Here is a 13,163-nt window from a genome sequence, read left to right as displayed (position 1 = left end):
GGGGCAAATTCCGCTATTCGATCCCTATACGGATCAATCCGCTTCGAGGCGGCGGGCGGCGACGGGGACGACGGTGCGGCCGCCCATCATCCAGGCATGGAAATCGAGGCCGGGGAGCAGATCGTCGAAGGCGCGGTCGAGGACGTTGAGACCGCCGGCATAGGCGCCGAAGGCGGGGAGAACCATGCGCGTGCCGTCCGACGTGTAGCAGCGGCGGCGCAGGCGGCGGCCGCGCACGCGAACCGCCGCACACGGATGAAGATGGCCGGCTATCTCGCCGGTGGCGGGTGCCGCCTGCGGCTCGTGACGGAAGGTCAGCGGGCCGAGACGAAATTGTTCCATGATTTCGCCGCCGAATTGCGGCGGCGGCGCCGGATCGTGATTGCCGGAAATCCAGATCCAGTCGCAGCTCCGCGTGAGCCTGGCAAGATGCGCGGCGTCTTTCGGCGCCATGCGGCTGTCGGCGCGGGCGTCGTGGAAACTGTCGCCGAGCGCAACGACGACGCGCGGGCGGAAACGGGCGATCAGGTTTTCGAGGCGGACGAGCGTCGCGCGGGTGTCGTAGGGCGGGAGCGCGATGCCCCGCGCGGCATAGGACGAACCTTTTTCGAGATGGAGGTCGGCGGCGACGAGCAGACGCTCGGCGGCGAGGAAGGCCGCGCCTTCGGGCGTCAGGTCGAAAGCCTGTCCGCAAACGGTGAGCGCGGGGTGCATTTCGAGATGGAGGTCCTGTTTCAATTCGTACATTTGTCAGGTGTCAGTTCGAGATGCCCATGGAGCCCGGCTTGCGCCGGGGTGACACTTTTGTTTTTCGAAAGGTCGCCGCTCACACCAGCCGCGTCGCTTCCTCGATCAGCTTGTCGGCCGCTTCGGAGAGTAGCGCTTCGCTGGCCTCGCCGTCGACCTGGACCTTGCCGATGTCGAGGAGGACCGGGACGGCGAGCGGGGAGACGCGGTCGAGGCGTTTCAGGACGATGCGGCCACGGATGCGTTTCAGCATGGCAGCGACGCGGGCGATGTCGAGCAGGCCGGTGGCGGCGTCGTTGAAGGTGGCGCGCAGCAGGATGTGGTCGGGCTCGTGCTCGCGCAGCACATTATATATGAGGTCGGAGGAGAAGGTGACCTGACGGCCCGACTTCTCATGGCCCGGATAGCGGCGCTCGATCAGGCCGGCAATAATGGCGCAATCGCGGAAGGTGCGTTTCAAGAGGCTCGATTCGGCGAGCCATGCGTCGAGATCGTCGCCCAGCATGTCTTCGGCGAACAACTCGCCGAGCGGCAGCTCGTGACGCTCATGCATCAGGCCCGGATCGCGCAGGCACCAGATCGCCAGCGAATATTCAGAGGCGACGAAGCCCATCGGCCGCGCGCCGGCGCGGTCGAGGCGGCGGGTCAGCAGCATGCCGAGCGTCTGATGCGCGAGGCGACCCTCGAAGGGGTAGCAGACGAGATAGTACTTGTCGCCGCGCGGGAAGCACTCGACCAGCAGATTGTCTTCGCCGGGCAGCACCGAGCGCCAGCTCTGCATTTCGAGCCATTCGCGGACCTGCGGCGGCAGATGCCGCCATTCGGGTTTGTGCGCCAGCATGCGGCGGACACGGGCGGCCAGATAGGTCGAGAGCGGAAACTTGCCGCCGTAGTAGGACGGGATCATCGGTTCGCCGGATGGCGACTTCGTGACGAGCGCCTCGGTTTCGGCGAGACCTTCGAAACGCAGGATGTGGCCGGCGAAGAGGAAAGTGTCGCCGGGGGAGAGCTGGTCGATGAAATATTCCTCGATCTCGCCGAGGTAACGCCCGCCCATGCCTCCGACGGGGCGGCGCCCGCCGCGCCTTATCATCCGCACCTTCAGCATCGGCGCCTCGACGATGGTGCCGACATTCATGCGGTATTGCTGGACGACGGAAGGCGAGGACGCGCGCAGGCGCATGTCGCCTTCGAGCTTCGCGTTGGGGCGGAGCCGCGCGAAGCGGTCATAGGTCTTCAGGGCATAGCCGCCGGTGGCGACGAAATCGACCAGTTTGCCGAAATCGTCGCGCGTCAGCGCGCGGTAGGGCGCGGCGGAGCGAACCTCCGTATAGAGATCGTCGGGGTCGAATGGCTGCGAACAGGCACAACCGAGAATGTGCTGCGCCAGCACGTCGAGCGCGCCTTGCCGCGCGACCATGCCGTCCTGCGCACCTTCAAGGGCGGCGGCGCGGGCCGCCTCGCATTCGAGCACCTCGAAACGGTTGGCCGGCACCAGCAGCGCGCGCGAGGGTTCGTCGAGGCGGTGATTGGCGCGGCCGATGCGCTGCAGCAGGCGGCTCGCGCCTTTCGGGGCGCCCATGTTGACGACGAGATCGACCTCGCCCCAGTCGATGCCGAGATCGAGGGTCGAGGTGCAGACGACGGCGCGAAGCGTGCCCGCCGACATGGCGGCCTCGACCTTGCGGCGGGCTTCGGCGGCGAGCGAGCCGTGATGCAGCGCGATCGGGAGCGCGTCGTCGTTGAGGCGCCAGAGTTCCTGAAAGACGAATTCGGCCTGAGAGCGCGTGTTGACGAAGACCAGCACGATGCGGTTTTGCCGGATCGCCTCGTAGACGGCGGGGAGCGCGTGACGCGCCGAATGACCCGACCAGGGGATGCGCGCCTCGCCGCCCTCTTCGTCGGGCAGGCCCGTGGCGACAATGTTGATTTCGGGCGCGGCACCGGGCGGCGCGACGACGATTTCGGCGAGGCTTTCGCCGCCTGTTTCATCACTTGGCGACTGCGGCATCAGATAACGCCTGAGCGCATCGGGCTCGGCGACGGTAGCGGACAGGCCGACGCGGCGCGCGGCGGGCGCAAGACGCGAGAGACGTGCGAGGCCGAGCGACAAGAGATCGCCGCGTTTCGAATTGGCCAATGCGTGCAGCTCGTCGAGGACGATGCAGGAGAGCGCGGCGAAGAATTTGGGCGCATCGCTGTAGGAAAGCAGCAGCGCCAGTTGCTCCGGCGTCGTCATCAGGATTGAGGGCGGCGTGTGGCGCTGGCGCAGGCGGCGGTTCTGCGGCGTGTCGCCGGTGCGGGTTTCGATGGCGATGTCGAGACCCATTTCGGCAATCGGGATTTCGAGGTTGCGCTTTACGTCGACGGCGAGCGCCTTCAGCGGCGAGATGTAGAGCGTGTGCAGCGCGGGCTTCGATGGCGGATTTTCTGCGAGATCGACCAGCGAGGGGAGGAAGCCCGCCAGCGTCTTGCCGGCGCCGGTGGGGGCGATCAGCAGCGCGGAATTTCCGGTGCAGGCGAGATCGAGCAGCGCCAGTTGATGCGCGCGCGGGCGCCAGCCGCGGGCGGCGAACCAGCGGGCGAAGGCCGGCGGCAGCGCGGCGGGCGCTTGCGGTGTTCGGGGCGCGGGGAGCGGGGCTGTCATGGGCGGAAGGTTAGCAGGTTGCGGCCAATTGTCAGCGATGCGCTCGATCCCCGTTTTCAGCCTATCTCCCGAAATACGCTCGAATGAAGCCACCGACGAAACCGCCGGGCCGTGGCGGGGCTTCAATTCAGAGGATCATCATGGGAGACTGGCGATACCTTCCATGGCCCTTTCACGACACGGAGTGCCCCGCCCCCATGTTCGATCAGTTGCCGCCCGAACTCCGCGAACATCTCGATGCGCTGCTGCCGACCTTCATCGAGCACGGGCTGTCGATGCTGTCGGCCATCCTGATCCTGATTGCCGGCTTCTGGTTCGCCGGAAAAGCGAGGACGTGGACGATTGCCGGCATTGCGCGCATTCCCGGCATCGACGAGATGCTGCAGAATTTCTTCGGCACGATGGTGCGCTATCTGGTGCTGATCTTCACGCTGCTGGCCGTGCTGGCGAAATTCGGCGTGCAAACGGCAAGCCTGATCGCGCTGCTGGGCGCCGCCGGTCTTGCGGTCGGCCTTGCCTTGCAGGGCACGCTGTCGAATGTGGCCGCCGGTGTGATGCTGCTGATCTTCCGGCCGTTCCGCGCCGGGCACTATGTCGAAGTCGGCGGGATTGCCGGGACGGTGAAGCTGCTGTCGCTGTTCACCACCGAACTGACGACGCCGGACAATGTGCAGATTTTCGTGCCCAACAGCCAGATCTGGGGACAGGCGCTGCGCAACTTTTCGTTTCATCCTACGCGGCGTGTCGATTTTTCCTTCGGCATTTCCTATGGCGACGATATCGGCAAGGCGATGGACGCGATCCGGGACGTATTCGAGGCCGATCCGCGTTGCCTCAAGGAGCCGGAGCTTTTCATGGGCGTCGGCAATCTGGGCGACAGCTCGGTCGACATCACGGTCCGGGTCTGGAGCCTGACCACCGATTACTGGCCGCTGAAATTCGAGCTGACGCGGCGGGTGAAAGAGCGGTTCGACCGCGAGGGAATTACCATCCCCTTCCCGGCCCGGACGGTCTATGCTGGCAAGGACTGAGAGCGGCGTCACAGGAGCGGATTTCAAAATGGACCGGATATTCGGCGGGCCCGTGCTCGCCACAATTTTCAAGCTGGCGGTGGCGTCGGTCGCGGTCGGCATCGTGCTCGCCATTCTCGGCATCAAGCCCATCGACCTCTGGCGCGACTTCCTCGACACGGCAATCCGGGTCTGGGAGATGGGCTTCGAGGCCATCGACTGGTCGTTCCAATATCTGGTGCTCGGCGCCATCGTCGTGGTGCCGATTTTCATTGTCGTCCGGCTGTGGACGATGATGACGGAGCGCGGGAAGTGAGCGTGAGGGGACGACGGCTTCCCTTGCGTCATCATGCGACGCGAGACGGCGTCCGCGCCGCGCGCTAATCTCCTCCCCAACAAACATGCGGGAGGACAAGATGGTTTCGATGTTTCGCGACGGGCTCTTGAAGGGCAAGCGCATTCTGGTGACGGGCGGCGGCACCGGGCTCGGCAAGGAAATGGCCGAGGATTATCTTCGGCTCGGGGCCGAAGTTTACATCTGCGGGCGGCGCAAAAACGTTCTCGACGAGACGGCGAAAGAGCTGATGGGCCGCCACGGCGGCTCCGTCAAGACGCATAGCGTCGACATCCGCGTTGCGCAGGCGGTCGACGACATGGTCGGCGAAATCTGGGCCGATGGCGGACCGCTGACCGGGCTCGTCAACAATGCGGCCGGCAATTTCATCTCGCCGACGAAAGACCTTTCGCCGCGCGGTTTCGACGCGATCGCCAATATCGTCTTTCACGGCAGTTTCTACGTGACGCATGCGGTGGGCACGCGCTGGATCGCCGACAAGGTGAAGGGCAGCGTGATTTCTATTCTGACAACATGGATATGGAATGGCGGGCCTTTCACGGTGCCGAGCGCGATGTCGAAGGCAGGCGTCAACATCATGACCAAATCGCTCGCCGCCGAATGGGGCCCTTACGGCATCCGCCTCAACGCGATTGCGCCGGGGCCGTTTCCGACCGAAGGCGCCTGGGCGCGGCTTTCGCCCGGCCAGTCGACCGACGGCGAAGGCTCACGCGACGGCATTCCGATGGGGCGCGTCGGCGAGATGGACGAATTGAAAAACCTCGCGACGTTTCTGATGGGCGACGGCTGCGAATATCTGACCGGGCAGACCATCGCCATCGACGGCGCGGGCTATTCGGCCGGCGGCGGAAATTTCTCGCGGCTGTCGAAGCTCACCGACGACGACTGGGGGAAGATGCGCGAAATGATCCGCAGCGCCAACGACAAGGACAAGGCACAACGGAGCGTTTGAGGGAAGAAAGGTTTTGCACGCGGAGACGCGGAGGCGCGGAGCGCCAGTAATCTCTTCTCCGTGTCTCCGTGTCTCCGCGTGCAAACCTCTTTCTTGCGCGGCCGCGCTTCACATCTCGATGACGACCTTGCCTACAGCTTCGCGGTTTTGCAGCATGCGCATGGCGTCGACGGCGCGGTCGAGGGGGAAGCGGGCGCAGATGTGGGGTTTTATTTTTCCTTCCACCGCGAGGCGGTACACCGCTTCGATGTTGGCGCGGCCGGCTTCGGGGTCGCGGCGGCCATATTCGCCGGCGCGGACGCCGATGACCGAGAAGCCCTTGATCAGCGGCATGTTGACCGACACCGTCGGGATGCGGCCGCTGGTGAAGCCGATGATCAGCAGACGGCCGTTCCAGGCGATGCAACGGGTGCTTTCGTCAAATACATCGCCGCCGACCGGATCGTAGATCACGTCGGCGCCCCGGCCTTCCGTCAGTTCCTTCACCTGTTCGCGGAAGCCGCGCGTGACATTCAGCACATGATCGGCGCCGCGCGCTTTCACCACTTTCAGTTTTTCATCGGACGCCGAGGTGGCGATGACGGTGGCGCCGAGAAGCTTGCCCATTTCGACAGCGGCAAGGCCGACGCCGCCGGTCGAGCCGTGGACCAGAAGCGTTTCGCCCTTCTGCAGATGACCGCGGCAGACCAGCGCGACGTACGCGGTGAGATAGGCGGCCGGATAGGCGGCGGCCTCGGCGAAATCCATGGCGCCGGGAATGGCGCGGCAGGCGGCTTCGGCGACATTGGCTTCCTCGGCAAAGCCGCCGGTGCGGAGCCCCGCGACGACGCGGTCGCCCGGCTTGAACTTCGTCACGCCCGCGCCGATGCTTTCGACAATGCCCGCGCCTTCCATGCCGGGCGCGAAGGGCAGCTCGGGCTTGAACTGGTATTTGCCCTGCACCATCAGGATGTCGGGAAAATTGACCGAACAGGCCTTGAGCCGCAGGCGCAGCTCGCCTGCGCCCGGCGGCGGCAACTCGACCTCGTCCATACGCAGGACGTCAATGTCGTCGGACAATTCATGCACACGCATGGTTCGCATTTTGAGACTCCCCGGAATTTTCGCTTTTGGCAAATTGCTGTGTGCGCCAAGCATAGAGAGGCGGTCCCAACTTCGCCACGGTGCGGGTGGAGAATAGGCACGGGCGGGCCGCCGGAGGAAATACGCAAAATGATAAACGGTATGGAAGAAGCACGGTTCGGCGTGGCGCATCTCGACCGGATCTCGCTGCACTATGCCGAAATGGGTCCGGCGGACGGGCCACTCGTGATCCTGCTGCACGGCTTTCCCGACACCTGCCTCGGCTGGTCGCACCAGATGCCGGCGCTGGCGAAGGCGGGGTTTCGCGTCGTCGCGCCGGACCAGCGCGGTTACGGGCTGAGTGGCAAGCCGCGCGGCGTCCGGGCCTACGATCTCGACGAGCTGGCCGACGACATTGTGGCGTTCGGGGCGCATTTCGGCGAGACGCGGCTGCGCGTCGTCGGTCACGACTGGGGCGCGAGCGTTGCGTGGTGGCTCGCATCGACGCGGGGCGCGCACCTGGAAAAGGCGGCGGCGATCAACGCGCCGCATCCGGCGGTCTGGAAACGGTCGATGTATGGCGACAAAGCGCAGCGCAAGAAAAGCCGCTATGTGAAGGCGATGCGGCTGCGCTGGCTGCCGGAAATGGCGATCCGGCGAAAGAATTTCGAGCCATTCGTCGAGACGTTGAAAGCGGCGGCGCGCGCGGGCGTGTTCGACGGCGAGGTCGAGGCCTACAAGAAAGCGTGGCGCGAGCCGAAGGCGCTGACCTCGATGCTCCATTGGTACCGGGCGCTGCTGAAAAAGGAGATGCCCGAGGCGCCGGGCCGCATCGAAACGCCGCTGCTGCTGATCTGGGGCGAGAAGGACCAGTTCGCCGAGACGGCGCTGGCGCGCGAAAGTATCGCGCTTTGCGAGCGCGGGGGAACGCTCTTCTTCGCCGAGGGCTCGCATTGGGTGCATCGCGAGGAGGTGCAGCCGATCAACGAGATGCTGATTACATTCCTGCAATCGGATCAGGACGCATAGCCATAGGCGCCGGCGGCGGCGACAAGACCGAGGACGATGAAGATGGCGGCGGTTGCGGCGCGGACAATGTGCAGGGGCACGCGCTTCGCCGCGACGTCGCCCAGCAGCACCGCCGGCACATTGGCCGCCATCATGCCGAGCGTGGTGCCGAAAGCGACGAGGACGAGCGACTGGTAATGCGCGGCGAGCGCGGCGGTCGCGATCTGAGTCTTGTCGCCCATTTCGACCAGGAAGAAGGCGATGGCGGTGGCGGCGAAGGGGCCGAAGCGCGGCTTCACTTCGTCGTCGCCGGGCGGCGCATCGGGGATCAGCGCCCATACACCCATGGCCAGAAACGAAACCGCGAGTATCCATGCGAGAATTTCGCCGGTCAGCCAGTCGGCGAGCAGGACGCCGACAAAGGCGGCGCCTGCATGGTTGAGGACCGTCGCGACAAATATACCGGCGATGACCGGCACCGGCGCGCGAAAGCGGGCGGCCAGCAGCAGCGCCAGAAGCTGTGTCTTGTCGCCGATTTCGGCAATGGCGACGACGCCAAGCGAAACGAGGAAAGCTTCCAATTCAGTTCAGCGCCTTGTCGACATCCGTGGCAATTTTTTCGCAGGCGGCTTTTGCCGCGGGGACGACGCCGGTCATGGCGGTGAAGGCGTGGGCGAGACTGTCTTCGCAGCGATAGGTAACGGGGACGCCGGCGGCTTTCAGCTTTTCGGCATAGGCCGCGCCCTGATCGCGCAAGGGGTCGAAGCCCGCCGTCACGACGATGGCGGGTGCGAGGCCGGACAAGTCCGGCTCCTTCATCGGCGAGACGCGGACGTCTTTTGCCTCGGCCGCGTTGTTGAGGTAGAGACCGGCGAACCAGGACATGATGTCGGCGGTCAGCGGATAGACATTGGCGCAACTGTCCATCGAGCCGCCCTTCCATTCCCAGTCGGTGACCGGATAGATCAGCAATTGCAACGCGGGACCGGCGCGGCCGGCGCGCTTTTCCTCCTGCGCGACAACGGCCGAGAGATAGCCGCCGGCGCTGTCGCCGCCGACGCCGATGCGGCCGGCGATCATGCCGAGATCGGCGGCGTGCGCTTCGGCCCAGCGATATGCGGTCAGCGCGTCGTCGACGGCCGCCGGAAACTTGTGTTCAGGCGCCAGGCGATAGGCGACGTTGAGCACCGCGCATTGCGCGACGTCGGCGATCATCGCGCAAAAGGTGTGGCAGGTGTCGAGGTCGCCGATGACGCAACCGCCGAAGTGAAAGAAGACGAGGCCGGGCAGCGGGCCGGAAGCGTCCTTCGGCGTGTAGAGGCGCGCCGCGAGCGGACCGCCGGGACCCAGCACCGAGAGCTCGCGGACGGCGACGCTTTCGCGCGGCGCATCGTCGAGCAGGCTCAGGCCCGCCGCCGTGCCAGCGCGGGCGGCAGCGGGGTCGAGCGTCGTGATCGAGGGCTGCTTGGCGCCCTGCACGGCCAGAAACTGCGTGCGGGCGTCGAGAATGCGGCCGTCGATCGCCAGCGGCTTGCCGCCCGACATTTTTATCAGGATGCCGTCGGGGAGTTTCAGCAGGGTACGGACGATAAATTTCTGGACGCTCATCGGCGGGTTTCCTTGGCGGTGCCTGGATTTCGCGGGTTCAGGATTTTTTGGCCGGCAGGGCACGGAAGCCGCTGAGGACCAGCTGTGTGCCGAAAGCGGCGGCGGCCTCGGCATCCATTTCCGGGCGGCGCAACATGCGATCGCCAATTTCCATGGCGATGCCGACGAGAGCGGCCATCAGATATTCGGAATCGACGTCCGGCAGTGTGCCATTGCGGATGTCTTCTTCGAGATATTCGCGGATCTCCTCGAAGCCGGCGAGAATTTCGGGCGAGTCCATGCGCACACGCATCGTGTTGGGATTGCGGCGCATCACCTGGAAGGTATCGCTGTCGGTCGCCAGATATTCGAAATAGGCGCGGTAGGCGTTGCGGATGAAATCCTCGAAGGTGCGCGAGCGGATGCGCTCGGCGCGCAGGCGCGGGCGGATGCGCCGCATGCCTTCGTCCATCAACGCTTCGAAGACTTCTTCCTTGCTCTTGAAATAATTGTAGAAGGTGCCGGACGCGAGGCCGGTCTTGCGGATGATGTCGCGGACGGATGTGGCGCCGTAGCCGAGATCGGCGAAGACGATGCGCGCCGCGTCAAGGATCGCCTCGCGGTTGTTGTGTTTGGTCTGTTCACGCTTGCCGCGCGGCCTTGCGGCGGCCGAGGTGCTACCCTCCACCACCGGCCTTTCCTTGACGTCGGCCATCTTTCCTCCTGGGTCCGGGGCTGCCCCGCCCCGGAATCGTCTGCTCCGCCCCACTCTACTCAAATGACGACAACCGTCAATTTCGGGGGCCCGAAGCGGTCTCTGGAATCGTTTTATTTTCAGATAGTTAGGGGATCGGCGGCGGCACTCACGGAAAGGCGTAGGCCGCCACAAGGCGCGTCACCCTTTCGCCGTCGGCGGAGAGCGGCAGATGCACGCATTCGAACTTACGGTAGCTGCGGCCGAGCCAGTCGAGCCGGCCGCCCAGCGCGGCGGGACCGGGCGATGCCAGCATGCGCTGCAGGGCCGCCAGACGCTCCTCCAGACGCTCGCCGCTGTGACCTTCGCGAATGGAGGTGCCGGTGCGATCGACGCCGCCCATCTCGACGAGGCGGGTGCCCATCAGGCGGTAGCGCATGTCGAGCGGTTCGTAGGTGATGTCGGCAATGGCCATGTAGGGCAGCAGACGGGGGATCTCGGTGGGGTCGATGTCGGCGGGCGCGGGCATCGTCCGGCCTGCCCGCTTACTCTCCCAATAGGCGATCAGCATGGGCAATGGCGGCGTCAACGCATCGAGATCGGTGAGAGGCGTCAAGCCTCCTTCGACAAGCAGCATCAGCTTGCGCTCCATTTCCGGCGCAGATATTGCCTCCGACGTCCCCACGGACATTGTTGACCCGCATGGCGCGCGATGCAACCGGCGTATGATCCAAATGCCAATTGACTTGGCAAACGATCATGGCGCTACTAGAACGCAAAATCGCTACTTCATGCAATTTTCTGGAATGTCATGGCCTCGGGTTTCAAGATCACGCCGGAACATATCGCGCTGATGAAGGACGTGCTGATCGAGCATGTGCCGCATGCGAAGGCGCTCGGCATGAACGTGGTCAACGCGGCGCCGAACGAAGCCTGGCTTGCGGTGCCCTATGACGAAAAGCTGGTGGGCAACCCCGAAACCGGCGTCATTCACGGCGGCGTCATCACCTCGCTGCTCGACAATGCATGCGGGATCGCCGTGCAACTGGCGCTGCCCGAGCGCATGTCGATCGCGACGCTCGATTTGCGCATCGACTACATGAAGCCGGCGACGCCGAAGCTCGACCTCGTGGCGCATACGCATTGCTACAAGGTGACGACCAACATCGCCTTTGTACGCGGCACCGCCTATCACACCGACGAGAACGATCCGATCGCCACCTGTGTCGGCACCTTCATGCTGGCGGCCAACCGCACCATGCCGATGCCGATGACGCCCGAAGCAGCCGCCGAGGCGCTGGCGATGCTGGCGCAGAAGAAGGACGGCGGCCAATGAGCGAGGATACAAAGGCGCCCGACATCGACGCCTTGATGCAGGCGATCCCATATGCGCGATTTCTCGGCATCCGCATCGACCAGCGCGGCAACGAGATCACGACGGTGCTGCAATTCTCGCAGAAGCTGATCGGCAATCCCGTGCTGCCGGCGCTGCATGGCGGCGTGATCGGCGCGTTTCTGGAGACGACGGCCATCGCGCAGCTTGCCTTCGAGGCGGGCGCGGGCGCGTTGCCAAAGCCCATTGGCCTCACCATCGACTATCTGCGCTCCGGGCGGCCCGTCGACACTTATGGCCGCGCCGAGATCACCAAGCAGGGACGGCGCGTCGCCACGGTGCGCGCCGAGGCGTGGCAGGACGACCGGGCGCGGCCCATCGCCGCCGCGCACGGACACTTCCTGCTGAAGCCGGCGGACGAACCTGCCGACAAATGAGCGCCGTGACGCCGGCATCGCGGGTGACGCACCGCACGGTGCTGGCGATTGCCGCGCCGATCGTTTTGTCCAACCTCTCAACGCCGCTGCTCGGCATTGCCGATACCGCCGTGATGGGACGGCTCGGCGATCCGAAATATATCGGCGCGGTCGCCATCGGCGCGCTGATCTTCACGATGGTCTTCTGGACTTTCGGGTTCCTGCGCATGGGAACGACCGGGCTCACCGCGCAGGCACTGGGCGCGAAGGACGGCGAAGAAATCCGCGCCGCGCTCGGTCGCGCGATGCTGATTGCCGGCGCGGTGGGTCTCGCGCTGATTGCCCTGCAATGGCCGATCCGCGAAATTGCCTTCTTCCTTCTCGACGGCGGGCCGGACGTGGAGCCGCTGGCGCGCAACTATTTCGACATTCGCGTCTGGAGCGCGCCGGCGGCGCTTGCCAATTACGCATTGGTCGGCTGGTTCATCGGGCTCGGGCACGCGCAGGTGGCACTGGTGCTGCAGGTGTTTCTCAACCTGGTCAACATCTTCTTCAACATTCTGCTGGCGCTGGGGCTCGGCTGGGGCGTTGCCGGGATCGCGGCGGGTACGCTGATTGCCGAATTTTCCGCAGCGCTGCTCGGGCTCGGCATCGCGGCGCATTATCTGCGCTTCTATCCCGGCCAATGGACGCGGGCGCGGCTACTGGATGCGGCGCAGCTTGCGCGCACCATCGCGGTCAATCGCGACATCATGCTGCGCACCGTGGTGCTGATGCTTTCCTTTGCCTGGTTCACCGCAAAAAGCGCCGAGGCCGGAACGGTGACGCTGGCGGTCAATTCGATCCTGCTGCAATTCGTGACGGTGAGCGCCTTTTTCCTCGACGGCTTTGCGCTTGCCGCCGAGGCGCTGGTCGGGCGCGCGGTCGGCGCGCGCAGCCGCGACGATTTCGACCGTTCGGTGCGGCTTTCGACGCTGTGGGCGGCGGGGATCGCGTGTGTGCTGTCGCTCGGCATTTTCGCGGGCGGCGGCGCCGTTATCGATTTTCTCAGTGTCGATGCGGAAGTGCGCGCGGTGGCGCGGGTCTATCTCTTCTGGGCGGCGATGCTGCCGGTGCTGTCGGTCTGGTGCTACCAGCTCGACGGTATTTTCATCGGCGCGACGCGGGGACCAGAAATGCGCAATGCGGCGCTCACATCGAGCCTGATATTTCTGGCACTGTGGTGGCTGTTGCTGCCTTACGGCAATCACGGGCTCTGGGCGGCGTTGACAGGCTTCAACCTGATGCGGGCCGCCTCGCTCGGATTTTATTTTCCGCGATTGAGACGCGCGATCTAGAGTCGTTCATCGTTT

At 65.0% G+C, this 13,163-nt stretch carries 14 protein-coding genes; 7 read left to right on the top strand and 7 right to left on the bottom strand.

Annotated features, from left to right (window positions below):
• Positions 1-33 precede the first annotated feature (33 nt).
• Positions 34-747 carry a ligase-associated DNA damage response endonuclease PdeM gene (pdeM, locus tag KF719_RS12550; protein WP_293509045.1) on the bottom strand — a complete coding sequence of 238 codons (714 nt, stop codon included), beginning with the start codon at positions 745-747 and terminating at the stop codon, positions 34-36.
• Between the two features lie 79 nt (positions 748-826).
• Positions 827-3,394, bottom strand: a complete 2,568-nt coding sequence (locus tag KF719_RS12545) for a ligase-associated DNA damage response DEXH box helicase (RefSeq protein ID WP_293509044.1) — start codon at positions 3,392-3,394, stop codon at positions 827-829.
• A gap of 197 nt (positions 3,395-3,591) precedes the next feature.
• On the opposite strand from KF719_RS12545, the gene KF719_RS12540 reads away from it, so the two are divergent.
• The 3 genes from KF719_RS12540 to KF719_RS12530 all read left to right on the top strand — a co-directional run bounded on the left by KF719_RS12540 (position 3,592) and on the right by KF719_RS12530 (position 5,711).
• On the top strand, positions 3,592-4,425 hold the full coding sequence (locus tag KF719_RS12540; protein WP_293509043.1) for a mechanosensitive ion channel domain-containing protein: 834 nt from the start codon (positions 3,592-3,594) through the stop codon (positions 4,423-4,425).
• Positions 4,426-4,453: 28 nt separating this feature from the next.
• The gene (locus tag KF719_RS12535) at positions 4,454-4,720 is read left to right on the top strand and encodes a DUF6460 domain-containing protein (RefSeq protein WP_293509042.1); all 267 of its coding nucleotides are present in this window, start codon (positions 4,454-4,456) and stop codon (positions 4,718-4,720) included.
• Positions 4,721-4,829: 109 nt separating this feature from the next.
• Positions 4,830-5,711, top strand: coding sequence for an SDR family oxidoreductase (locus KF719_RS12530; protein ID WP_293510655.1), 882 nt, complete (start codon positions 4,830-4,832; stop codon positions 5,709-5,711).
• 108 nt (positions 5,712-5,819) lie between these two features.
• Here KF719_RS12530 and KF719_RS12525 read toward each other — a convergent pair whose 3' ends face one another.
• Positions 5,820-6,794: an NADPH:quinone oxidoreductase family protein gene (locus KF719_RS12525; protein WP_293509041.1), complete on the bottom strand. Its 975-nt coding sequence runs from the start codon at positions 6,792-6,794 to the stop codon at positions 5,820-5,822.
• 129 nt (positions 6,795-6,923) lie between these two features.
• Here KF719_RS12525 and KF719_RS12520 point away from each other — a divergent pair, with 129 nt between their 5' ends.
• Complete coding sequence (locus KF719_RS12520) at positions 6,924-7,802, top strand: alpha/beta hydrolase (RefSeq protein ID WP_293509040.1); 879 nt, start codon at positions 6,924-6,926, stop codon at positions 7,800-7,802.
• On the opposite strand, the gene KF719_RS12515 is transcribed toward KF719_RS12520, so the two are convergent.
• From KF719_RS12515 to KF719_RS12500, 4 genes are all read right to left on the bottom strand, one after another.
• Positions 7,790-8,362 carry a TMEM165/GDT1 family protein gene (locus KF719_RS12515; protein WP_293509039.1) on the bottom strand — a complete coding sequence of 191 codons (573 nt, stop codon included), beginning with the start codon at positions 8,360-8,362 and terminating at the stop codon, positions 7,790-7,792. The genes KF719_RS12520 and KF719_RS12515 overlap by 13 nt on opposite strands.
• Before the next feature lies 1 nt (position 8,363).
• Positions 8,364-9,389, bottom strand: coding sequence for an alpha/beta hydrolase (locus KF719_RS12510; protein ID WP_293509038.1), 1,026 nt, complete (start codon positions 9,387-9,389; stop codon positions 8,364-8,366).
• Between the two features lie 37 nt (positions 9,390-9,426).
• Positions 9,427-10,083: a TetR/AcrR family transcriptional regulator gene (locus KF719_RS12505; RefSeq protein WP_293509037.1), complete on the bottom strand. Its 657-nt coding sequence runs from the start codon at positions 10,081-10,083 to the stop codon at positions 9,427-9,429.
• 148 nt (positions 10,084-10,231) lie between these two features.
• Positions 10,232-10,699 carry a PAS domain-containing protein gene (locus tag KF719_RS12500; protein ID WP_293509036.1) on the bottom strand — a complete coding sequence of 156 codons (468 nt, stop codon included), beginning with the start codon at positions 10,697-10,699 and terminating at the stop codon, positions 10,232-10,234.
• 174 nt (positions 10,700-10,873) lie between these two features.
• Here KF719_RS12500 and KF719_RS12495 point away from each other — a divergent pair, with 174 nt between their 5' ends.
• Genes KF719_RS12495 through KF719_RS12485 form a run of 3 tightly spaced genes read left to right on the top strand, consistent with a single transcriptional unit; the run spans position 10,874 to position 13,148 of the window.
• Complete coding sequence (locus tag KF719_RS12495; protein ID WP_293509035.1) at positions 10,874-11,398, top strand: PaaI family thioesterase; 525 nt, start codon at positions 10,874-10,876, stop codon at positions 11,396-11,398.
• On the top strand, positions 11,395-11,832 hold the full coding sequence (locus KF719_RS12490) for a PaaI family thioesterase (protein WP_293509034.1): 438 nt from the start codon (positions 11,395-11,397) through the stop codon (positions 11,830-11,832). Before KF719_RS12495 ends, KF719_RS12490 begins: the two co-directional genes overlap by 4 nt.
• Positions 11,829-13,148, top strand: a complete 1,320-nt coding sequence (locus KF719_RS12485; RefSeq protein WP_293509033.1) for an MATE family efflux transporter — start codon at positions 11,829-11,831, stop codon at positions 13,146-13,148. The genes KF719_RS12490 and KF719_RS12485 overlap by 4 nt, the downstream gene beginning before the upstream one ends.
• Positions 13,149-13,163 lie beyond the last annotated feature (15 nt).

Source organism: Parvibaculum sp. (genome assembly GCF_019635935.1).
GTDB lineage: Bacteria > Pseudomonadota > Alphaproteobacteria > Parvibaculales > Parvibaculaceae > Parvibaculum.
This window is presented reverse-complemented; position numbering and strand designations above follow the sequence as displayed.